The sequence below is a fragment of the Carboxylicivirga mesophila genome, assembly GCF_018271975.1.
Classification (GTDB): Bacteria; Bacteroidota; Bacteroidia; order Bacteroidales; family Marinilabiliaceae; genus Carboxylicivirga; species Carboxylicivirga mesophila.
Genome location: NZ_JAGUCN010000040.1, coordinates 1 through 24,666, shown reverse-complemented (window position 1 = coordinate 24,666; position 24,666 = coordinate 1). Strand labels below are relative to the sequence as shown.

The following is a 24,666-nucleotide window of genomic DNA, read 5'->3' as shown; positions in this document are numbered from 1 at the left end:
CATGAGTTAACAACTCTTCTAATTCTTTAGCGAACAGGGGAAATTCTGTACCTAAAGGTATAATCTACATTTTGTAAACGGTAATCTTTTCTTGGAAATGCATTCATCAACCAGCTGGTTGTGCCACCAATACCCATTTGCTTATGATCGACATTCAGGTATATCTCTGGCTGCTTTGTCAGTTCAAAAGAATAATCGCTTTGCTGAATGGCCTGCTTACTGTAGTGAGCTGCCCCGAATCCAATAGGTTGTTCTCCTGTAAAACACAAACCCTTTCCTTCAGCATTGGTCATTGTAAACCAGCGTGTATCACATTTATAGCCATTCTCCTGCGGCTTTGAATATTCCACCCATTCATTGGCAACCGTGGACGAATACACACCCATCTTTTCCACATTTCTATCCTGGTAAGTAGGATATTTTCCTGGACCATACCACTGAAGCTGATCGAAACCGGGCTCAATCACCAGCTCTGTTCCCATGCGTGGCACCATTGGCAAATCCTTATCGCCGGCAACATACTGGCAATACACGTCTACCTCGCCATTGCCATATACAGTATAGGTTTGGCTATAGGTGGCCTCCACCATCGGCAATTGCCCTTTTACTTCAATTATAAGCGTATTACCCTCTTCCTTAGGTGTCACTTCATCAATGATCCAGCTATTGGCATGTTCCCAAACGCCTAATTGAGGTAATTTCTTGCTCCCGCCTTTAACAGCGCCGCGATCATTATCGGTTGGCACACGCCAGAAGTCAGGCTGAGGCCCTTTTTTAATCACTAATTCATCACCCAGGAAGTATTTTTCCAGGCGACCATTCAGCTTATCAAAAATAATGGAGAAGCCTTCGCCCCAAACATACACTGAGCGACCTTCTGTCCGCCAGTCAGGGGCAGCATCTGTTTGTACTGCCTTCAGCGCCTGGGTTGTATTGTCACTTAGCTTAAACTGGTCCCAGGCCAGTTCGTGTCCGGCTTTGGCAAAGAAGGTATCTTTATTCAGTTTGAAGCTGAAAGTGATAAAATACTCTTTCCCCTCTTGGTATTGATAGTCCACATTCAACTGGATATTTTTACCCGAACGTGCCGGCAGATCCATACTCTCTAATGCTCCAGATGCCACCGGCAATCCATCTTCCAAAAGTTCCCATTCGCCATCTACCCACTCGGCTGCATTGGAGAAATCGTACCAGTTGGTAATGGTAAATTCCAGTTGCTCTATATTAACAGCTTCTACATGTATGTTTCGGTAGAAGTACTTGATCGTATTTAGTCCCGGGTGGGGCGTCCAGTCAGAAGCCAACAGCCCATTCATACAGAAATTACCATCGTGATGCACGCCACGGGCATCTTCCCACCAACCACCATAGGCATAGAAGTGATCTTCCTGAGAGGTGTTCTTATATGCTTCAGGAACCGGCTGCTTCAGGCCCTGATCCATCCAGTCCCAAACAAATCCACCCTGGAAGTTATTATCGGCATACACCAAATCCCAGTATTCCTTCAGGTTCCCATTGCTATTACCCATGGCATGTGTGTACTCGCATAGGATAAATGGCATGTGCGCATAGTCTTTGGTGATATTGGCACACTCTTCGGGCGTGGCATACATGCGTGAGTAGACATCAGCATAGTCGCGGCCACCTTTACGCGTGGTGCCTTCGTACAAATACGGGCGTGACGGGTCTGTTGCTTTGACCCACTCATGTGCCTTTTTTGCATTAGGCCCATCGCCACTTTCATTACCCATCGACCAGATAACTACAGAAGCATGGTTGCGATCGCGGTACACCATACGTTCTACACGATCCAGGTACGCCTGTTCCCAGTCGGGTGAGCAGGTCAAACGGTTATCACCCTTATTGCCGAAACCATGTGTCTCAATATTTCCTTCATCAATGAGGTAGATACCGTATTCGTCGCACAATGCATACCACTCAGGCGTATTCGGATAGTGACTGGTTCTAACCGCATTGATGTTATTTTGTTTCATCAGGATAATATCCCGCATCATATCCGCTGTCGTCACATAATGCCCCGTTTCCGGATGATGCTCGTGACGATTAGTGCCTTTGAACAGCACAGCCACGCCATTAATTAACAGGCGTCCATTTTTAATCTCCACAGTGCGGAAACCCACTTTCTGAGGAATCACCTCTAGTACTTTTCCATCCTTGTCTTCAAGCGAAAGTAAAAGCTGGTATAAATAGGGTGACTCAGCACTCCAGGCTTGCACATCTTTAAGCGTGTGCATATCTGAACTAAAACGAACCAATCCCTTACCAACTTCAACAGGTACTGTTCCCGCCAATTGCTCTTTACCGGCTGCATCTAACAACTGGTACTTAACCGAAACAGCTTGTTTGGCTTTTGAAATAACTTCTCCCTTCAATTGAAACACGCCATCGGTATATGAATCGCTCAGCGAAGCAGAGTAAACAAAATCGCGGATATGCGTTTTGGGTGTTGACCACAAATACACATCGCGGAAGATGCCACTCAATCGCCAGAAATCCTGATCCTCCAAATAAGAGGCATCGCTCCAGCGGTATACTTCAACAGCCAATTGATTAATACCTTTTTGCAGGTATTTGGTGATATTGAATTCACCAGGCGTACGACTGCCCTGGCAGTAACCCACCTTCTTGCCATTCACCCAAACATAGTAGGCCGATTGGACCCCATCAAAATTGATGTACACTTCTCTGCCATCCCAATTTTCAGGCACCTCAAAGGTGTAACGATAGGAGCCCACCGGATTCCATGCTTTAGGCGCTTCCAGATTGTCTTTTTCAAACGGATAGGTATCGTTGGTATAGATAGGGATTCCATGCCCATGAAGTTCCCAGTTAGAAGGCACGGGGATGCTTGTCCATTGTGAGTCATCAAAGCTGGTTTCATAGAATTTCTCAGGCCGGCTGGCTGGGTTTTCGGACCACTTAAACCGCCAATCACCATTCAGACTTTGAAAATATTCCGAGGTGTGCTTATCAAAACTTGAAGCCGACTTATCGGAGCCATATACCATCATGGTCGTATGAGGTTGTTCCTTATTAATATGCAACACCTTTACGTTATCCCACTCAGGCCGTTTAGTGGCGAAAGTGAGGCTCACAACCAGCATTAAAATATGCGCCATTAAAAGCTTCTTCATCTTTCCTTTATTGTTATTTCTTGGTTTTTATTGTTTGAGCAAGGTCTGGATTATTCGTTAAAATCAATTGATTCATTCTGTCATGTTCAGGTCTGATTGCTGTCATTCTCTTGAACTGATTTCTTCAAACACAAGGGGTAATCCTTTCATTCAATCATCCCTGAGTATAGTAAGTCAGTATCTTACATGTTATAGCAATAGCCTGTTCCTAGCTATTTAATCTCAAAAGCACCCAAGTCGGGCAAACCCTCAATCTTATTGCCCAGTATATCGGTTTCAAGCTTTAAGCCGATGAAAAGTCCAATGCTATCGTTGGGCAGCGGAGTAATATGGATGCTTTGGTTGTTTACCAGTTTGATGTTCGTTGGCAGATAATCCTTCAATTGCTGGCCTCCTGCATTGGCAAACGCTGGATTCCCATACAGCGGACTATCATCCTGAATCAACACATCATGCGGCCAATTACCTTTTTTCAGGTACAGGTTATTGGTAAACACAATGTTGTGCACTTTAGATTCGCCGGCTTTCTCAGGATTATACTGATCGCCTAATACAGCTTTGCTCTCTCCTTCTATATAAAAAATGTTATTGGCTATGAGCACTCCTGCCGAAGCCTTATCAACTGCAATTTTGACGACTATCCCCTTTTTGACGTAGATGGTATTGTTGTAGAAATAACTGTTAAAGGGGCCACTACGGGCCTTTTTCCCCTGGTAGCCACTCAACCAGAAAATCTTTCCTTCCTGAAAGGCACCATCTTTCCCTTTAACACGATGCCCGTCGTTAATGCTGACATTATAGCGATAGGCACAATTGAAATTGTTACCCAATATTTCGCAAAAACCACCGGCATTGTTGGCACTCAGGTTATACTGAACAATCACATTGTTGCAGTTATAATCAATGTGACATCCGGCTGAATCACCCGGCCCGTTAGCATGCTTAAATGTGTTATGCTCAATGATGATATCGGAACTGCCCCAAGTCCAAAGTCCACTGCCTCGTCCCCATTTGCGCGAATCATTGTTACTTCCCGAGTAACTAACCTGATTGCCTTTCACATGTCCCTGATGAACGCCCGACATTTGTATACCTGGCCCACCGGTGCTCATCACCGTATTATCAATCACACGAATGTTTCGGATATTCTTATTATTCCCAGTGAACTTTAAACCGGTATGTGCCACGTTTTCAATCTGACATCCCGTAACCATCAAATCCTGAAGATGAGCATCTTCACGGGCATTAATAAATCGAATGCCCCATCCATAATTTTGTTTTCCATTGGCCGTTTTGACTTCATCGGCCCCCCTTTTAAAGCCCTTTTCCTCAAAAAAGACATCGCGTATTGTTAATTCATGAAGCGCTATGCTGCTGTATTCACCAGGTTCTGTTGCCTGCACCAACACCCCGCAACGCATCATCTTTGACGACTTATCACCAGGATGCATACCGCCTCCATCAGCCCTAATTTCAATACCATCAATCGTTACGAAACTGCAATTCTCGAGCAGTATGCCATTCAGAAAACCTTTTGCATCAATAATCGGCTTTGCTGCCTTAGCCGTCTTTTCATCCTCCTGATAGCTAGCAATCACAATAGGCTTGTCTGCAGAACCTGATAGATTCTTCAACAACAAGCACCCCTTATGGGTGTGACCCATCACCAACAGCACCTCATCTCCGGCTTGCAGCTTCAATGAATTGACTTTATCCAGCGTTTGAAAGGGAACTGTTTTACCAGTGCCCGTATTGGCATCATTGCCTGCAACAGGGTTCACATAATAGCGCTCGGCCGAGACGGACAACACTGTTAAAATAAGGGCTAATGCTGAGAGAATGCGTTTCATGTATAAGAATGAAAAACCGGGCGTATTTACGCTGGTAAAAAAATGTTTGTTCGTGGGCCTACGGCAAAACTGCTTGCCACAAAGCAAATCTAATCCCATGTAAAAATTGTTTTTAATGATAGCTTTCATAAATGGATGATAATTACCAATTAAAATTATTTATCGAATACTGAAAGATCCCACTCATCGTGCCATTCGAGAACAATCTTTCCGCTCTCATCAAATTTGATGGGAAGCCAGATATATCTTGAATCCGGCAGATCATCCTTATTCCACCTGTCAGCCATAAAAATAAAGGCATCTGATTTTCCCTGAACAGGAAGCACATAAGTACTTTGGGAGGTGAATGTTTTTTCGCCCCCCTCTCCAATACAAGGATTGCCCAGTTCTTCCCATGGTCCCCAGATGGACTCTGCCACAGCCGATCGGGCGGGGTTGGGTTCCCAGGCGGTACAACCTGATGCAATAAAATAGTACTTGCCATCTTTTTTAAATACCGCCGGAGCTTCCATTTTCCGGCCCGGAAAGACACGCTTATATTTTCCTGTTGGTCGCAAGTAATCATCGGTAAGTTCAGAGATATGCATGGTAGCATTGTTCTCAGAGGAATAAAACTGATAGGCTTTTCCATCATCATCCACAAAAATGGTCATATCCCTGGCCATTTGGCCTCCTTCAAAATCACGGGCTAAAATACCTTCTGTGGTATCAGCTTCCGCTGCATTAGCCGGCCATACTCCGGCATTGGGTCGGAAGCTTTCGATGTATTCGAAAGGACCGGTTGGGAAGTTACTCACCGCTACACCGGCTGCCGCCTTTGAATAGTCCTTGCTATCCACATGCATCCACATGACAAACTTGTTGGTTTTGGCATTATATATCACTTTTGGCCTCTCCAGCACGTTACCTTTGTATAAGTCATGTGAGGGATCATCTTCCACAGCCGGTAAAACAACACCTTCATATTTCCAGTTAAACAAATCGTTTGAAGAGTAACAGGAAACACCGGTTACATCTACCCTTGTACCTCCCCAGCTTTTATTACACTCGGGTAAATACGTCTCACCTTCTTTCATCTCTCCGTACAAATAATAGGTACCCTCATGATATAGAACCCCTCCACCGTGTGCATTGATAAAAAGACCATTATCATCTTCCCATACCTCTCCTGGTTTAATACTGCTCTTTTGAGGCTGACACCCGGAGATAATTAATGAGATCAATGCCAATAGGGTAAATTCTGTTTTCATTTTCAAACTTCTCATCGTCATCTAATCTTTCTTGTTGTATATATTATTGCCCGTTCAACTCATCTTACCGTTTCCTGAACCTGACAATTTCATTTCCTATTTTTGCCAGATAAAATCCCCCTTTCAGCTGACTCACTCCTATTTTATCAAATGTTATTGTTTGCATCATCCTGACTCCCTGAATATTATATATCGATACCGGAGTCGGTGCTTCGAGTCCTGAGATGTATAGTACATCGTGCACCGGATTGGGATAGACCTTTATTTCCTTAGCCGACTCATGCTCTTCCACTGAAGTACTCACAGTATTACGACTATTCACGATTAACTTATCAAAGGAGCCTACAAAGCCTGTAGAGCTAGCGTTTTTACCCACACAGGTAAATTTTACCCGATACGTTCCCGCATCAAGATGAATTTCTTCAAAAGATTGGCTTACCAAAGTAGATTGGTTATTGTATAAATCGATTGAATTAGACATTTTCTGCCAGTTTTCTGGTGATGTTTCCACTGCACAATTGTATTGTCCAAATCCTGACCATGTCAATGATTGAAGTGTGAACGTGTGATCACCAGCCAGACCAATTGGAACTTCAAATACTATTTCACTATCTGTGCTGTTACTGATAAACTTAACATGTTGTCCGGCGCTTGCCACAGGACTACTTTTGATCTGAATTTCATTTCCCGTGGGAGAAGAGGAGGTCAGAGATTCACATTCATATTCGGTCATTTCATCATCCGAAACATGTTTCCATACCCTTACATAATCTACATAGGCATGGGTCAAAGTTCCCACAGGTTCTCTTGTAAAGTTATCGCCGGCATAACCAAAGCTGGCCCCATCAGATAACCAAAGAAATTCAGGAGACTTTACAATCCAATCAGGCTCGCTATACCTCACCTTGAACACTCCATCATAGTAGATATCCATGAAACTTTCGGTCCAGTGAAAACCCCAGGTATGATAGTTTCCATCGTGGATATTGGGAGTTGAATACTTTTTGGTGTTAGCTCTATGATCAGCACCATAACCGTCAATGTGAATGACTGATTTTGTATAATCCTCCATCCAGGCCGATTCAAATACATCGATTTCTGCGCCATCATTGGCAGTGCCATCCACATTGCTTTGATTGTCGCCCTGAAACCAAAAGGCAGTGTGGGTTCCTTTGGAGGCATCGGCAATTTTCATGCGTGCCTCAAAGTAACCATATTGGGTCTCATAGAGATTGTTTGAATTGACTGAACCACAATGCATGGTATTGTAATCTTCTTTAGTCACACGCAATACTAAATCGCCATTCTCCTGCCACACATTTTCAGCTGTCCACCACCAATCGGCGATTCCTAAATCGGGCCGGGGAGCTCTGGTTTTGGAACTCACAATCACATTCCATTTAAATGGATCCACATTTGTTCCTTCAAACTCATCACTGAAATCTAAAGTCCAGGTATCCCCGGTAGGAGTTAACAGATTTGGTTGCACACCTTCCGCCGTGGCTGCATCAATCAACTGAGCGTTTAGCCGCCCACTTCCTAAAAAAGAAATGGTTAATACAATTCCCAAAAACAAAACAGTTCTCATCCTATTCAAATTCATATTTTCAATTAACGCGACCATCACACAAATCCGCTGGTTCAATTTTCTGATTTCTTCCTTGTTTATCTTTCTCAATGCACGAAGACTTTTGGAGCGAATAATTCCTTAAAGGGTGATATGCTGGCAAAGGATTTCATATTGATTCCCTTGCCAGCTATTTATTATCAAAAGTCCCATCTCCTATCGTACCAACATTTAAACTAATAAGTATTTTACTATTGAGGAGTTAATGTGATTTTATCAAAAGACCCCACATATCCGCTGCTTTTATTGTTTTTTCCCGAACATGTAAAAGTGATACTGTGATTTCCGGCCACCAGATAAACCGTTCCAAAAGTCAAATCTTTCACACTAGTGGAGGTTCCATACAAATCTAATTCGGGTGTAAAGTAATGCCAGCTTCCATTATTAGAGATGGAGCATTTGTATTTACCAAAACTATTCCATGTCAGTCCGGATAGATTTACAGAGTAATTACCAGCTTCACTTACATAGATATTATCGAATCGTATTCTATCGTTCACTACATCAGCCATTAGTTTAAGATGTTGTCCATTACTGGCAGAGGCATGGCTTTTAGTTTGAATGTCGTCTCCTGTAGGTGAAAAGCAGGATTGGTTTTCACATTCTGCTTCAATTACAGTTGGAGAAGATACTTGCTTCCACACCCGCACATAATCTACATAGGCATGTGTCAAAGTACCAACGGGTTCACGAGTAAAGTTATTACCTGCATACCCAAAGCTGGCCCCATCAGATAACCAAAGGAATTCAGGTGAATGTACAATCCATGCCGGATCGCTGTACCTCACTTTGAAAACCCCATCATAGTATATATCCATGAAACTTTCGGTCCAGTGAAAGCCCCAGGTATGATAATTACCATCATGGATATTGGGGGTTGTATATTTTACCGTGTTGGCCTTATGGTCGGCTCCATATCCATCAATATGGATCACCGATTTTGTATAATCCTCCATCCAGGCCGATTCAAACACATCAATTTCAGCACCATCATTCGCAGTGCCATCTACATTTCCTTGGTTGTCCCCCTGAAACCAAAAGGCAGTGTGGGTTCCTTTGGAGGCATCCGCAATTTTCATACGTGCCTCAAAGTAACCATATTGGGTTTCATAAAGATTATTTGAGTTAACAGAACCACAATGCATGGTGTTGTAATCTTCTTTGGTCACACGCAATACCAAATCGCCATTTTCCTGCCATACATTTTCGGCAGTCCACCACCAGTCATCAATCCCTAAATCCGGTCTCGGGGCCCTGCTTTTTGAACTAACAATCACATTCCATTTAATGGGATCAACTGTTGAGCCTTCAAATTCATCACTGAAATCCAACTCCCAGCTCCCGGCAGGCAATGACTTCAAAATAGAAGAGGCTTGCGGTCCTTCAACGATCATCGGTTGCATTCCCATCGGTGTTAAGGGATCAACCTTTGAGGATTGACTATTAGTAATATCAGGCTGGCTTGTTTCGTTTTTAATTACCTCTTTTTCGCAGCTTCCCAGCAATAGAAGAAGCGATAGAGATAATGTTAGAAGTGTCGTTTCTTTCATAACAGATTTTTTTCAAAAATTCATTATTAGTTGGTCAATACATAATGAGGCTTAGTTTTTTCATTTACTCTTTCCCTTTGATAATTTGGAGCAAATTTGTGTCAACTCCTTTTGTTTTAAGATATACCCCTTGTGTTGACAACACTTCCCTTAAACCTATCATTGAATCCAGCAAAGAATTCTTAATCAACTTTTTTGTTCAAACTTTATCAACCAATTAGCCACCTGAAGCGCAGCATGCTTGTTCAAAGACTAACTAAAGGCGGATTCCAAGCTCCGCCCCCAATTTAAAGAGCTTAGGACGTTATAAATTCCGTTCTATTTGACAATTACTTTTAGCACTAAAGCTTTTTCTCCTGCAAATACTTTCACAATATAAATCCCCGAATTTGATAACGCTTGAGTACTATTTTTCATCAATCAATCTGAGATTTCCTCTGAATACACTTCCTAACCATTGATTTTACCCAAAGCCTTGAAAAGTAATGCTAAATCAGCACCCATATTTGCAGCATTACCAGTAATAGCGCTCGGCCGAAACAGACAAGACTGTTAAAATAAGGGCTAATGCTTAGAAGATTCGTTTCATGTATAAGAATGAAAAACGGGCAGGTGTTTAAGCTGATAATAAAAGGTCGCTCGATTGCTCCGTCAGCTTCGAGCGACCTCCTATATTATTTAAGCAAAAGCTTTGATACTGTTTGCGCACCATTGCCTGTTTCAACCTGAACCATATATAAACCAGCGTTATGGCCTGTTAAATCAATGGACAATTCATGCAAAAGGTTAACCTTTGCAGATTTAACCACTTGCCCGGCTGCGTTGTACACCGCGTATGCTGCAATGGCTTCGTCAGCTTTCACTTTGAAAATACCGTTTGAAGGATTGGGAGATACCATAACCTGAGTTGTTGGCGTTTTTCCGATGGCTGTTGCTTGTGCCTCCCTTACATCTATATTATCAACATAAAATGGTCCTATACCATTTGGTTTGTAAAACAAAATTCGAACCTGCCCATCTGCAGGGGCAACAATATCATAGGTGTAATTGGTCCAGCTTGTTGAGTTGACCTCCACACTGCCAATTACAGGCTTACCACTTGTAACTTCATCTTTTGCAGTTGCATTAAAGCTTTGGTCGGCGTCTCTTAACTTCCCCCAAAAGGAAACAGTATAAGTTTTCCCACTCACCAGGTTAATGACCTGAAACAATGATCCTTCCGCATTATTAATTTTACCAGAAGTGGTGCCTTCATAGCAAAAATCGATCCCTGAACCAGCTTCATCAGCTTCCAGTGTTACACCATTATTGAATCCAGACCACCCAGATTTGTCACCCGTTTCAAAATCGCCATTGGTAACTTGGTTTTGTGCTGTAATATTAAAAGATATGGCCATAACAATGGCTGTAAAAAGTAGAATTCTTTTCATAATCTAAAATTTAGGATAAATTAAATGTGATAATTGGAGGACCATATAATAGCCCTCCAATTCAAGCTATTCATTTTTATTATTTGAGCAACCCTTTATTTCTCTTTAGCTATTACTTCATCAATTAAGCATGGTGATGTGCCTTTTCCTTTCCAGAAAGTAAAGCGCAAATTAGAAACCCCATCGGGCACTGTAAATTCGTAGGAAATAGTTTCCCACTGATTATTTTCAGATGCCTTGACAGGAAGCGCCTCAGCAGGTAAGGCCAGCTTGGTATTGGTATCATGATCCTTGATAACCATTTTCATGGAACCATCAGGACCTAACCACTTAACTGAATAGGTAATTGTCAATGTTTTGCCGGCTGTTACAGCGAACTTCGTATTAAGACCAGCATCACCACTCCAGCCATTCAACATTTTACACGACCAGCCTTCCACAGCATCATCCGGCTCGGCTGCGAACTGATAGCCAAACCAACCAACGCTTTTGGCAAGTGCCTCAGATTCCGACAGATTATCTGTTGTACCATATACGTGGTAGTTACCAAAATTGCCATTCTCAACAAGGTTACCTTCAACATTATCATAAATTGGCGCTTCTATTCCTGCTCCTATTTCTTCATTGGGTGTATAGTAGGCATAATACTGCCCCAGTGGCGTCAGGTTATCTTCGGCATCAAACAAAGCCGATGGCGCTAAGGCCTTATTATCAGGCTGACCTGAGAACCACGCATACCTTTCAACATAATCCAGTGCATCTAACTGAGGTAATACAGCTTTCATAAAGGCCAATGCCTGCTCTGCCGTATATCGGTTATCCTCAACTGATGTTGCATCCCAGTCAGCTACAGCGAATTCAGTAATCCAAACTGGTAAATCATAAGCCTCATGCACCTCTTTCACTTTTTGCAGAAACGATTCAGGATTTGGACCAGGGTATTTATGCATGGCTACAAAATCGATACGCAAACCTTCAGTCTTTGCGCGCGACATGAACTCATCCATCCACTCATTGGTACCTCCTACTGGTGCCGGGCTTCCTATTGGCAAGCCTATCGATTCCAGTTTAGGCCATAATGCAATGGCTTCATCAACCGTCATATTAGCCTGCTCCTCGCCATCCGGCTCATTAAATCCTAAGATGTAATTAATCTTTCCTTCGGCTTTCAGTTGCTTGAGGTATTCAATCTTATCATCGGTAACCTGACGTCCCCAGAACATGGGCACAAACTCAATGTTTTCAGGCTCCATATCTTTCAGCTCATGTCCCCATGAATAATGCCAGTGCCCTTTTAAGGCAGACACACGTGATGACCACGTAAATCCATTTGTGGTTAAACATACCCCTTTTTTGGTCACTGTAGTTGGCACCTCTTCTTTTGGCGGCAGTTCATGGTCAAAGCCAGGTGTTTCTTTTTCACAGGCCATCAACATGATGGCCATCCCCAATATGTATAATATATTCTTCATTTTATCGTCAGTTTCAGAGATGAAATGAGGAGGCAGTAATGATACTAAAGCAAGCTCACCTCCTCATTATAGTTAGTTATTATTGCCAGGCAGGATGCTGAACCAGGTTCTTATTAACATCAATTTCCTCCTGAGGAATAGCAAACACCTCGGATTTCTTACCCTGGTATAATGGTACATACCCTTTAATGGCGTCAGCTGCAATACGGTCATAGCCTTCCTGCATTTCGCCCCAACGCTTCAGGTCATAGAAACGTAAGCCCTCGAATGCCAGTTCTACACGACGTTCGTGACGAACAACCTCGCGCAGCTGGTCCTGTGATAACCCAGCTCCCTCAACAGCCTCTACGCCTGGCATATTAACGCGTTGACGGACAGCATTAATTAAGTCATACACTTCCTGTCCCACATTGCCAGATTCCACAAGTGCTTCGGCACGCATCAGCAGCACATCGGCATAGCGAATCAGGTAGAAGTCTTGCGAGCCTGATTCAAACACTGCTCTTTCATAGGGATCAACATCGTCGCGCACATATTTTTTCAATCCAAACTTAGTATTGGTATTACCTGCAAATACTTTCTCCGGATCTTTCAGGAAGATGTCACCTTTAAAGTAAACAGAAGCAATAGCACGAGGATCTCTGTTCTCTTTTGGATCAGCCGGATTATAGATAGAAGCCGGATCGTCAATAGGAAGCCCGTCATTACAGTAATAATCATTAACCATATTTGGCATTGGCTGCACATCTACTTTTGGTTTTGGCAGATAAGTAGCTGAGAATTTCTCGCCATTGTCGTAAAGATCACCATAAAGGAACTTAACCGGGAATACAATCTCACTGGAGTTTTCTCCATCATAGGTAAACAGCTGCTCGTAATCAGGGTCCAAGCTATAGCCTAATGTCAGCAATTCCTGTGTGGCCTCAAGCACATCGTCATGCTGCCCCTTATAAAGTGCTACTCTCGCCAGTAAGCCTAAGGCAGCCCCTTTGGTGGCATACCCATATTCCTTATCACTTTGCTCTGATGGCAATGGCAGAATAGCAATGGCTTTCTCCAAATCATCAAACACTTGTTGCCATAGTTCGGCCTCAGTATTTTTAGCTACATAAGCCTCTTCCAGTGTTTGTGGTTCGGTAATTAACGGCGCCTCTTCGAAGTACAAGGCTACATGGTAATAAAACAAGGCTCTTAAAAAGTAAGCTTGTCCCAGGTAGTTGTTCTTATCTTCTTCAGAGATAACAGACTCATCCATTAAACCAATATTCCTGATAGCTGAATTGGTGCGTGCAATGCCTTTATAAAGGTCACTCCATAAACCACTGAAGAACCAGTGTGAAGGATCGATACTACCCACAACAAAAATACCTCCACCTTCCCATTTCCAGGCGTTGTACTCATTATCTGATAAACAGTCGTATGCAGGCATTCCCATCCCTCCATTCAGATGACCGCCATACATGCCATTGGCCTGAAGCACTGTGTAAATACCATTGATTCCTAATCGTGCATCATTAGCACTTTGCCAGAAATTATCTTCCGCGATATTAGTTGGGTCTTGCAGCGTCAGGAAGTCATCTGAACACCCAAAGCTGAATATGGCCACTGCGATATATATTAAAAACTTCTTCATTTCTTCTAAGCTTTTTTATTAGAATGATAAATTAACACCAACCGTATAAACCTTTGTTAGCGGCACATTACGCGCATTGATATTGCTCGAACTTCTTTCCGGATCGAAGTTATCCATCTTAGTAAAGGTCAGCAGGTTCTGCCCCGATACAAACACTCTAAACTTATCAATACCCGCTTGTGACAGGATGGTTTTAGGCAGTGTATAACCAAACTCCAGGTTTTTCAGTCTGAGGTACGAACCATCTTCCACATAGAAACTTGATACCCTGTCGTTCTGGAAATTACGCCCTAAGCGTGGCAAAGCAGCACTTGGATTCTCTTCAGTCCAGCGATCCTGCCAATAACTCAGTACATTTCGTCGGTCGTCGGTCATCGGTGTTTGACCATTTCCCATCATGATACGATCCACATCAGCAATACCCTGGAAGTTAAAGCTCATATCAAAGCCTTTAAAGGATGCCGCACCATTAAAGCTGTATATCCATTTTGGATGAGGATTACCAATGACTACTCTGTCATCATCGTTAATGACCCCATCACCGGCATCAGGTATCCCATCGCCATCGGTGTCAACAGTGAGCTGATCCTTGTAACGAATATCACCGGGAGAAGTAGTGGTACCTCCGAATTGAACAGGGGCGTCAGCAACCTCCTCGGGTGACTGGAAAATACTAATGGCCTCCAGCCCGTAGTAGGATTTAAATGCTTCCCCTACTCTTACTATATCAGAATTTGTAATGGTTTCTTCACCTCCATCACCCAGGCTGGTTACTTCATTCAGGAACATATTGGTAACATTACCGCCTAGTGAAAACTCAAAATCACCCACCTTTTGGAAATAATTTATACCAAGTTCCCATCCTTTATTAATGATATCTCCCACATTCTGAGCCGGAAGCTGTGACACGCCTAGCGTTGATGGAATAGGGAAACCACTGTATAATACATCGGTACTGTTTCTTTCAAAATAGTCAGCCACAACCTGCAAACGGTTATTTAAGAATCCGGCATCCAATCCGATATCGAATTGGGTTGTTTCTTCCCATCTCAAATCTGGATTGGCTAATGTTGTAACAGCCACACCTCCAACTGGTGTTTCTTCAACACCCAATACATAGTCGAGACCAGAGTTGTATGCCTGGCTGTATGAATATGGACTAACAGGACGGTCATTACCGCTTATACCCCAGCTACCACGCAATTTCAGATTAGAGAATACATTAGATAAATCATCCATAAATGCTTCTTCACTGATGCGCCATCCTCCTGAAAATGATGGGAAGACACCATATTTATAGGTAGGACCGAAACGGCTTGAACCATCACGCCTTAAATTAGCCTCTAACAGGTAACGATCTTTGTAACTGTAGTTGATTCGTCCGAATACCGAGAACCAGGTTTCCTCCCATTTGCTTCCTCCTACTGCGGGATCCAATACGCCACCAGCGCTCAGCTCTTCCAGTTCATCAGATGGGAAGTTTGACAGTGATGCATTAAAACCATCACTTGTTTCATAGATAACCGATGTACCAATCATGGCCGTAATGGTATGTTCACCCAAATCACGGGTATATTTAGCCACGTTCTCATTCATTAGCTTGTAATAGAAAGCTGCAGTATTTTTCAGTGAGTTAAACTCATTGAAGTTAACCAGGTCGCCGTTCCAGTCGCGCATCTCCCAACGTGGAGCAAAATCTGATGTATTGGTGAATCTTAAATTGACCGTTCCGCTTGACTCAATTGATAAGCCTTGTAATGGTGTTATATTCACCGCCAGACGATCATTAATAGTGTACTGGTCTTGCTCATAATTGCCAAAGCTTAATTCACGAACCGCATTCTTAGTCATAAAAGATGCATTGTCATTATAAAAAGCCCCGTCAACATGCCCATATTCACCATTTGGCAAATAAACCGGTATGGTTGGTGCATTGCGCGAGAACTGGTACATAATTTCATTCACGGCATCGGCTCCCCCTTTAGGTCCGTTGAAGGCTCTCCAATAGCCGTTAAAGTTATTGCTGACTGTCATCCAGTCTTTCACCTTACTACTAAGGTTCAGACGGAAATTATAGCGTTGTGATTTGTACTTACCAACCAGGATAGCATCCTGATCAAGGTAGCCTAAAGACAAACGGAAATTAGTTTTTTTGTTACCCCCCGATAATGACAGATAGTGATTTTGTATGGGGGCTTTCTCCAACACATGATCGGCCCAATTGGTTTGTGCAAACTGTTCAGGCGCATTACCATTTTTAATCAACTCAAGTTGCTCTGGTGTATATCGTGCCACTTCGCCTTCATTGGCAAACTTTTCGTTAATCAATTCTGCATACTGAACCGCATCAAGGTATTCAGGCATAACAGTAGCCTCCTGTAAACCAAAGTAGTTGTTATACTCGACTTTTACATCGCCTTCTTTACCGCCTTTGGTAGTTACAATAATTACCCCGTTGGCGCCACGTGCACCATAAATAGCACTGGCTGATGCATCCTTTAAAACCGAAATAGATTCGATATCGGATGGCGCCAGGTTATTAAACTCGGTAAGTGAAGAGTAGAGCATTCCGTCAATCACCACTAATGGCGTTGTATTACCAAATGAACCAACCCCACGTATTTGAATAGATGCGCCATCATTACCAGGCAAACCATTACCCTGTGTGAGCTGAACACCCGTAAAACGGCCATACATTAACTGTGAGCTGTTAGTTACAGGCTGGTTAACGGCTTCTTCCATCTTTAGGGTACTCACTGCACCCGTCAGATTAACCTTCTTTTGTGTGCCATAACCTACTACCACTACTTCATCGACACCCACCATTTCATCCTCCATGGTTACATTAATAGTGGCCTGAGCTCCCACTGCTACCTCCTGGCTTTTAAGACCAATAAAAGAGAAGATAATAATTGCTTCATCACTACTTACCGAGAAGCTATAGTTACCATCCATATCTGTGATTGTGCCATTGGTAGTCCCTTTCTCCACTACCGAAACGCCCGGTATTGGTTGTCCTTTAGTATCATTTACTACACCCGATACAAACCTGTCCTGTGCAATAGCTGATAAGCCACAGGTGAGGATTAACCCTACTAGCAGTAGTAATCGGTTTAGCCTAACATGCCTCTTTTTCATAAACTTGATGTATAATTATTAAACGTTAGTTAACTTATTTTTTGACGATTCACAACCTCGCCGCAGAAAATGCTGAAAAAAACATCAGAATATTCTGGTATTCTTTCATAGTTGCATTTACACAACAAAAACAATGAGTATAAGTGCCACCACTAATGCCAGTATCAAATAGAGCAGCACCTTTGTTTTCTTTACACTTTTAATTTGACTTTCCAGTTCGTTAGATTTCATTTTTGTTACACCATTTAATTTTTCGCGATAGAGTACTCCTTGAAGAATTGGAATTTTACGATGTGCAAATTCAGAAAATAACGAATAAGGGCATAAGAACAACACGTCATTCAATAAGGTAAATAGTGTCAAAAGCGAACCAGTTTAAATGTCAAATTAAGGGGGTCATAATTCCACACAAACAAGATTACTCACTTGCCATCAAATAATTAACACATTTAAACATTTATTAGCATGCCAATACACAATGGCGTATACACCCCCCAAATGTTGTGAAATGGTGAAAGAAAAATGCCTATGACAGGCGTCATTTGTACATCAAAAATTATATGCAGAAGAGTGAGAATTGCTCTCATTAGAAATAAACATGGCAACTGCTCCTATAAGTCGCCATGTTGCTTTCGATAGTCAGATGGGGTTAAATCATAGACATGTTTAAAGTTCTTTCGGAAATTTTTGATGTCCTGATAGCCAACATGCTCAATGATTTCTGAAACAGTCAGATCCGTTTCCTTCAAAAGTTGAGCAGCCCGTTTCAGTCGGATAGATTTAATAAACTCGCCAGGTGGTTGCTGGGTCAGTTTCTTTATTTTTCGATAAAAGGTAGACGTACTCATTGCCAGTTCAGATGCCAGTTTCTCGGGATCAAAACTGGTGTCGCCCATATGCTTCTCAATCACCTTTATGGCCTGCTCCAGTAATTTGCCCTCTGCCGATTTAATTTCGGCGTCGGTTGGCTCCAGTCTTACTTTTTGAGCATATTTATCTGACAATAGCTTTCGGGAAGCAATTAGCTGCTTCACTTTCTCTATCAGGAGTTCCGGATCAAATGGTTTGGTGAGGTAAGCATCAGCCCCTTTCCTGGTGCCAAACAGCTGATCTTGCGGGGTACCTTTGGCTGTTAATAGCACCACCGGAATATGAGCTACCAAATCATTTGATTTAATCTTCTGGCAAAGCTCAAAACCATCCATTCGTGGCATCATCACATCAGAAATAACAATTTCTGGTTGATGCTCTATCAGCATGTCATAGCCATCTATACCATCGGATGCCTCCAGTACTTGGAAATCATCCGATAAAAGATCGGCCATATAGTTACGCACCTCCTCATTGTCCTCAACTAACAGTACTTTGGCTCCTTTAGCTCCTTTATTAATCGATTTGGTGCGAGGCAGTGATTCCGGCTCAACCGTGGCAATGACACTGCCTATACCACTCTCAACTTGTCGTATCTCATCCGCTGAAAGATGCTTCTGCCCCGTTGGTAAGCTAATGGTAAAGGTGGTTGATTCACCTGGCTGACTTTCAACCGAGATAGTACCATGATGCAACTCAACATAGCTTTTTACCAAAGCAAGACCAATGCCTGAGCTTCCGAGTGAGTGCTTGCCAGACGCCTGATAAAAGCGCTCGAAGAGCAGCTCCAGCTCATCTGCCGGAATTCCTTTCCCATTATTGGTAATCTTTATGAGGATATTATCGGATGCATCATTTAATTCAACAGTAACCCAACCAGGCTCGCCAACAAACTTAAAAGCATTAGACAGTAAATTACTAATTACCACCCCTAAACGTTCATTATCAAAGAAAATCAGTTTTGTCTTAGCCTGAAACTTCTTTTTAAAGGTAATCTTCTTTGTAGCTGCCAACTCATCAAAACCCTTACAAATTTCTGATATGAAGCGCACCACATCTTGTTCCGAAGCCTGTAATTTCACCTTGCCGGCTTCCATTTTCCGGAACTCTAAGAGCTGATTAACGAGGCTGTACAAGCGGCTGGTATGCTGATGAACCACTTGCATCTTACGGGCAATAAAGGCAGGACTAAGTGCTGACATATCCTTCCTTAGCAATTCATTAACCGGTGCCAGTATCAAAGTTAATGGTGTTCGGATTTCATGGGAGATATTTGTAAAAAATCGGAACTTGTATTCATTCATCTGATGCTCCTGCTCCCTGAGTACCTTTTCCATTTCAGCGGCGTTAACCAGTCGCTCCTGCTTGCGGGTAATCATGGTTATAAAAGCCACTACCAATAGCACTATTGCTACATATATAATGACCGCATACCACGACCGCCATGGAGCCGGCAATACTTCAATGTCCAGGGTTCTGACATTATGACTCCAAACGCCATTACTGTTGGTGCCCATCAGGTGCAAAGTATAGTCTCCCGGCTTTAAGTTACTGAACGATATATGACGACGTGTTCCAATATTTACTCGTTCCTCGCCACTTCCTTCCAGCCAATAACCATACTGATTACGTTGAGGAGCCTTAAAATCAAGCGATGCAATTTCAAATGAAAACTCCGATTCTCTGTGCGTTAACACAAGCTTTTTTGTCTCATTAATGGAGGCACTTAACAATCCATCCTCCTTTACCGGCACTTCCTGGTTAAGAATTTTGAAAGCCGTGACTACCACAGGGGGCGTTGTGGTATTTTCCTGTATATCATTCGGATGAAAGAATGTTAAATCAGAAAATCCCCCGAAATATAAGGTGCCATCATCGGCCCTAAAGCAAGCCGATTCCGAGAAATTAGACCCGCCAATACCATCACTGACATCATAATTTCGGAACATCTGCGCTTTAGTATCCAGCATTGAAATACCCGCATTGGTGCTTACCCAAACATGCTCATTTTCATCTACCAATACGCCATTGATATAATCATCCGTTAAGCCATTGACACTCGTATAGTCAGTCAGCTCATATTGTTCATCTTCACGTATAGCAAGCTTATTAAGACTGCAGGGTGTACCAAACCAAAGATTATTATTGTCGATATATGCCGTTAGAATAATATCACAAAGTGGGCTCCTGCCATTGCTTATTAACTGTTGTACAGGAGTAAAAGTAGAATCAGCCGATTGATATTGAAACAAGCCCTTATAGGTACCAACCCACAAACGACTGTTGCTATCCATTAGCAAAGAGGTAATTCGGTTAACAGGTAGTTGACCTGCTTCAGCAGATGCCATAAACTGTCTGACTAACTGATAGGTACCAGCTACATTTCGGTAGTAATACAAGCCATTCTGTTGTGTGGCCACCCATAAATCATTACCCTTCAATAAAATATCATGTGCCTTCTTAATCTGTCTTAGCTGCGGGCTTTTAAAAACCAGAGCCGAATTGACCAATACAAGGTTTCCATTAGAGGTTTCGTTAACAACATATAATCCTTCATTAAAACTTATCCAGATTGTTTCGTTATGATCCTGGTATATACGCTTGGCAACCAGACCTTGCTTTTGGTATAATTGATCGGCGGGCAGAAAATCCAACTTCCTAACCCTGTTTTCCTTATCTAAAAGATAAACACCACTCCCTTTTGTACCAATCCATGTGCGCTGTTGCTTATCTACCAAAACGGCATTGACATGATGCTCGTAATCATACCTGGCTATTTGACTACCAATGGTTTTAAATCGTGTCTGCTCTGAAAGGCGTACAATACCTCCTCCGTCAGTACCAATCCAGATGTCACCTTCTCTATCTTCATAAATATCCAGTATTACATCATAATCAATAGAAGTTCCAACTACGTTTTTGGGTTTAATATCTATCTGCTGAAAGGTACATTCCTTAGTATTAAACCTGTAAAGACCATCGCCCCAGGTTCCTACCCATATATCACCTTTTTTATCCTGCAATAGAGAATATGCTTTGGGCGACAGGTTATCCTTTTCCCAAGGTAATTTATACTGCTCATAGCTAAGCTCTTTATAGTTGAAACGTATCAGGTGCATATCCCAACCTACTATCCAAAGGTACGGTTCATCATTACTATCAATTAATAATTCAGTTATTTCCTGGTAGCCCAGGTTAATCCTGTGCGTTTGGAACTCCTGGCCTGTTTTGCCATATCTTAATCCATCATTTGTACCACACCAAATAATTCCATCAGGCGTTTGAGCCAAAGTATTGACACGTGCATTCCCCAGTAAATGTCTTATGGAGTCTTCCGGATGAACATACTCCCATAATCCACCAGTCCAGCCACCAATCCATAAAGAAGATGCCTCTGACAGAAAGGTGACAATACGGTTTGGTGTTTGCTCATTTACCTTTGGAGTATAAAATGCCTCCTGCGAGATATCATAACAACAGAAACCACCGGATTTTGTCCCAATCCAGATATTACCCTTTTCATCTGCGTAAAGCCGCTCCACGGATGGATTAACAAGGCTATTATATTTATTACCATCTGGCTTGTAGTGCTTAAAACTATATCCATCATACCTGTTTAGTCCACCACGGGTTCCAAACCACATAAAACCATGCTGATCCTGCAAAATTGATGTCACCTCATTTTGAGAGAGACCATTATTGGTGTCGATATATTGAATAGAATACTGCTCGCTGGCATTAACATTTTGTAAACATAGCCTTACAGTGACAAATAAGAGTATGAAATAAGCTTTCATTATAGATAAAATGTGAAACAATAATCATTGTTTCTGTGATTTACAAATTTAATAAGAAATGAGAACGGTCGTTATTGGTTATTATAAAAGTCAAATTTATCTTTTCTAACTAGCAGACCAGCAAAATGAAGTGCAAGATACTATTTATACGATAACACTCATATATTAATGTGCCCTTTGAACTCATCGCCAGCTATTCGGGCGGCAAAATTTGACAGCATTACAACTTAAACTCAATTACAAAGTATGGCATAGTGATTACCAATTATACATGAAGCAAGCCTATTAGCTCTTCGCCCAACTAACAGATTTTTAACACCTGATTATAGTCAGATTAAAAAAGTATGTTACTAACTTGACTCATTGGTTTTTGATAATTATAAAACACTGTTCTTTGAAGCGCATTCAAAACATCACTATAGTTTTGGGCACAAAAAAACCGAAGCTTCTGTTGCTCCGGCTTTATTTTATGCTATAGTTGCCTGACTATTCCGGCAATGTAAAACGACTCCAAAAATCCTTATTCTCTTTCTTCTCTGTATAAAACGTTTTAGCATTCGCATCTTTATAGGACTGGTAGTCATATACAATCCATTCTGCATCCAGATTAAGTTCATCACTTTTTCCGCTATAGCTTATCTTACTGGCAGCATACTTCTTACTTCCAGTCATTCGGTAATCAACAATTACTTTACCGCTATAAACAGATGCAGTATTGTTCTCACGAAAGGCATCACGACCAGCATGAAAGAAGCCTTTTGTAACAAAATTAAGTTCGTTTCTTACTACTGAATAATCTTTCTGACGAATGATAATAGTACCCTTATAGTCTTCACAATAGGCATCACCTGTTTTGGCCAGATCCGGATCATCAAGTTGATAATTAATCACCCATACCGAGTCACCATCAACAACCGTTTCCTCAGCCAGCTCAAGCGCGTATTCATCAACAAAATCAATGTCCAGCACATTGCCTCTCTGGCGAACTATATCGAACGCCAACACATCATTGATAAAAAGCATCCCTTTCTTGATAGGTGACACCTCAAAATCACGCCGTACCTCATTCACACCATAGTTGCGTGCTTCATAAGCCGATGCCAATATCCGGTCTCCATATCCTTTATTGTCCGAATAATTGACTACAGCTTCTGTTGTCTGCTGATTCAACTTTTGGCGCCAATACACATTAGCCGCATACGCATCTTCATAGGAATCTTCGATAATATTTGAAGCGGTTTTAAGTATACCATACAGGCGTTTCGAATCTGCTTTTACATCCACCTGCTGGATACCGTAGGTCTGCGAAAACAACTTGATATTCTCGCCACTCAAAATATGCAATTCATCTACTGTAAATTCTTTAACCTTGTAGCCTACCGCAGATATCTGCACTTTATAATTAACAAAACTCTCTCCAACAACAAGCTCATAATAGCCATCAAAATCCGAGGCTGTTCCCATGTAGGTGCCAACCACACCAATATTGGCAAACTCAACCGGCTTATTTGTTTCTGCATCTACAACGCGTCCTTTTATCTCGATATTTTGAGCAGTCAGTTCGAAGAAACCTGTCATGAACAACAAGAACAAACAACTCAACTTGAAATATTTAATACACATATCTGTTTATTTTTAGATGGTATTCTATTAAAAATGAAACGTCAAGATACTATAATTTTTGCTTACTTGAACAGGCTAGTAACTAACTTCGGACCAACCCACTGATTCAGAAATATTTTAATCCTAAACAAGATATATAAAGCTGGTTGCCTACCCCTTATTGATAATAATCAAATGCAGTTTAACTTTATTTAATCGCATATTGGTTACATTTAGGTTATATTTAAGGTCCAATAATTCGAAAAATTAATACCTATGACCAGAATAACACTTCTATTGACAGCACTTGTTCTATCATTGAGCAGTTGTGTTGTTTCGAAGAAAAAGTACGATGCACTGCTACTTGAGAAAAATCAGATGGCCGATGATTTAGACAAGAAATCAGCTGAAAGCAAACAACTGAAGATAAACCTGGAAAATGCCATTGCCGATTACGAAAGCATGAAAAACGATTTTGGCAAAAGCAATGCATTGAAGACGGATGAGATTTCGGATTTGATGATTATGGTTACCCAGTTGAAAGATGAGAGTGAACAGCTCAACCAGAAACTGAGCGAAACAGTCAGCAAATTCAAAGCAAAAGAAGCAGACTCCTACATGGCCAATGAGGAGCTGGATAAAACCATTAAGGCGGTTAACACACTGAAAAGAGATACGGCCAGTTTAAATTATTCACTTCAACTGGCAAAGCAGCGTAATAAGATGCTGCAGGATGAGCTAAAAACATCGCAGGAAAAGGCCAGCACAAGTGGTCTGCAGCGTATTGAACTGCAAAAACAAGTGGATAAACAGACCGCACAACTGAAAGATATGGAGAAGCAACTGATCAAGAGTCAGCAAAACATGTCTGAAGTTTCATCGGCATTTATTGAACTTAGAAAAGCGATGTTGAAAGCTAACAGCAGCAATACCGCCATCGACCCAAACAAGAGCAAAGAAGTGGATAAAGTAGCCAAATTACTGGGACACTATTAAGCATCGACTTTTAAAATATGACAAGGCTGTTCGGGATAATACGGACAGCTTTTTTTTTGTATTCAAGATGCAGTGCTAAAATGCAATGAGCTTATTCACACAAGCTTTAACGCCACCAATTGCAGTTCAATTGATAATGCAAACCAGAAGTGTTCTAAGGCGTTTTACACTTAAGAAGTACTCATTTATTAAATGTTTATCATTAATAACCGATTAAATATATATTCAACCTCGCTGAGGTTGATTGGTTATTTACATTGCACTTATCTACAAATATTTATCTCCGCTGGAGATAA

The 24,666-nt window shown here is 41.8% G+C and carries 13 protein-coding genes; 1 reads left to right on the top strand and 12 read right to left on the bottom strand.

Annotation, left to right across the window (positions count from 1 at the left end; all coding sequences use genetic code 11):
• Positions 1–26 precede the first annotated feature (26 nt).
• From lacZ to KEM09_RS21115, 12 genes are all read right to left on the bottom strand, one after another.
• The gene (gene lacZ / locus KEM09_RS21170; RefSeq protein ID WP_212231807.1) at positions 27–3,155 is read right to left on the bottom strand and encodes a beta-galactosidase, LacZ type; all 3,129 of its coding nucleotides are present in this window, start codon (positions 3,153–3,155) and stop codon (positions 27–29) included.
• Between the two features lie 212 nt (positions 3,156–3,367).
• Positions 3,368–5,005, bottom strand: coding sequence for a right-handed parallel beta-helix repeat-containing protein (locus KEM09_RS21165; RefSeq protein ID WP_212231805.1), 1,638 nt, complete (start codon positions 5,003–5,005; stop codon positions 3,368–3,370).
• A 155-nt stretch (positions 5,006–5,160) separates the two neighbouring features.
• On the bottom strand, positions 5,161–6,255 hold the full coding sequence (locus KEM09_RS21160) for a glycoside hydrolase family 43 protein (RefSeq protein ID WP_244825154.1): 1,095 nt from the start codon (positions 6,253–6,255) through the stop codon (positions 5,161–5,163).
• A gap of 64 nt (positions 6,256–6,319) precedes the next feature.
• Positions 6,320–7,843, bottom strand: coding sequence for a family 16 glycosylhydrolase (locus KEM09_RS21155; protein ID WP_212231801.1), 1,524 nt, complete (start codon positions 7,841–7,843; stop codon positions 6,320–6,322).
• 230 nt (positions 7,844–8,073) lie between these two features.
• Complete coding sequence (locus KEM09_RS21150) at positions 8,074–9,432, bottom strand: glycoside hydrolase family 16 protein (RefSeq protein WP_212231799.1); 1,359 nt, start codon at positions 9,430–9,432, stop codon at positions 8,074–8,076.
• 674 nt (positions 9,433–10,106) lie between these two features.
• On the bottom strand, positions 10,107–10,862 hold the full coding sequence (locus KEM09_RS21145) for a carbohydrate binding domain-containing protein (RefSeq protein WP_212231797.1): 756 nt from the start codon (positions 10,860–10,862) through the stop codon (positions 10,107–10,109).
• 95 nt (positions 10,863–10,957) lie between these two features.
• Positions 10,958–12,334: a glycosyl hydrolase gene (locus KEM09_RS21140; protein ID WP_212231795.1), complete on the bottom strand. Its 1,377-nt coding sequence runs from the start codon at positions 12,332–12,334 to the stop codon at positions 10,958–10,960.
• 79 nt (positions 12,335–12,413) lie between these two features.
• Complete coding sequence (locus KEM09_RS21135) at positions 12,414–13,967, bottom strand: RagB/SusD family nutrient uptake outer membrane protein (RefSeq protein WP_212231792.1); 1,554 nt, start codon at positions 13,965–13,967, stop codon at positions 12,414–12,416.
• 18 nt (positions 13,968–13,985) lie between these two features.
• The gene (locus KEM09_RS21130) at positions 13,986–17,105 is read right to left on the bottom strand and encodes a SusC/RagA family TonB-linked outer membrane protein (protein WP_212231790.1); all 3,120 of its coding nucleotides are present in this window, start codon (positions 17,103–17,105) and stop codon (positions 13,986–13,988) included.
• 117 nt (positions 17,106–17,222) lie between these two features.
• Positions 17,223–17,468 carry a hypothetical protein gene (locus KEM09_RS21125; RefSeq protein WP_212231788.1) on the bottom strand — a complete coding sequence of 82 codons (246 nt, stop codon included), beginning with the start codon at positions 17,466–17,468 and terminating at the stop codon, positions 17,223–17,225.
• 248 nt (positions 17,469–17,716) lie between these two features.
• On the bottom strand, positions 17,717–21,772 hold the full coding sequence (locus KEM09_RS21120) for a hybrid sensor histidine kinase/response regulator transcription factor (protein WP_212231786.1): 4,056 nt from the start codon (positions 21,770–21,772) through the stop codon (positions 17,717–17,719).
• Between the two features lie 486 nt (positions 21,773–22,258).
• Positions 22,259–23,395, bottom strand: a complete 1,137-nt coding sequence (locus KEM09_RS21115) for a carboxypeptidase-like regulatory domain-containing protein (protein ID WP_212231784.1) — start codon at positions 23,393–23,395, stop codon at positions 22,259–22,261.
• 255 nt (positions 23,396–23,650) lie between these two features.
• Between KEM09_RS21115 and KEM09_RS21110 the strand changes: the two genes are divergently transcribed.
• Positions 23,651–24,370 carry a hypothetical protein gene (locus KEM09_RS21110; RefSeq protein ID WP_212231782.1) on the top strand — a complete coding sequence of 240 codons (720 nt, stop codon included), beginning with the start codon at positions 23,651–23,653 and terminating at the stop codon, positions 24,368–24,370.
• Positions 24,371–24,666 lie beyond the last annotated feature (296 nt).

Coding starts and splice junctions, on each gene's coding strand:
- KEM09_RS21150 (WP_212231799.1), bottom strand. CDS start 9,432: ATGAAAGAAACGACACTTCTAACATTATCTCTATCGCTTCTTCTATTG.
- KEM09_RS21120 (WP_212231786.1), bottom strand. CDS start 21,772: ATGAAAGCTTATTTCATACTCTTATTTGTCACTGTAAGGCTATGTTTA.
- KEM09_RS21165 (WP_212231805.1), bottom strand. CDS start 5,005: ATGAAACGCATTCTCTCAGCATTAGCCCTTATTTTAACAGTGTTGTCC.
- KEM09_RS21140 (WP_212231795.1), bottom strand. CDS start 12,334: ATGAAGAATATATTATACATATTGGGGATGGCCATCATGTTGATGGCC.
- KEM09_RS21155 (WP_212231801.1), bottom strand. CDS start 7,843: ATGAGAACTGTTTTGTTTTTGGGAATTGTATTAACCATTTCTTTTTTA.
- KEM09_RS21110 (WP_212231782.1), top strand. CDS start 23,651: ATGACCAGAATAACACTTCTATTGACAGCACTTGTTCTATCATTGAGC.
- KEM09_RS21145 (WP_212231797.1), bottom strand. CDS start 10,862: ATGAAAAGAATTCTACTTTTTACAGCCATTGTTATGGCCATATCTTTT.
- lacZ (WP_212231807.1), bottom strand. CDS start 3,155: ATGAAGAAGCTTTTAATGGCGCATATTTTAATGCTGGTTGTGAGCCTC.
- KEM09_RS21115 (WP_212231784.1), bottom strand. CDS start 23,395: ATGTGTATTAAATATTTCAAGTTGAGTTGTTTGTTCTTGTTGTTCATG.
- KEM09_RS21135 (WP_212231792.1), bottom strand. CDS start 13,967: ATGAAGAAGTTTTTAATATATATCGCAGTGGCCATATTCAGCTTTGGG.
- KEM09_RS21130 (WP_212231790.1), bottom strand. CDS start 17,105: ATGAAAAAGAGGCATGTTAGGCTAAACCGATTACTACTGCTAGTAGGG.
- KEM09_RS21160 (WP_244825154.1), bottom strand. CDS start 6,255: ATGAAAACAGAATTTACCCTATTGGCATTGATCTCATTAATTATCTCC.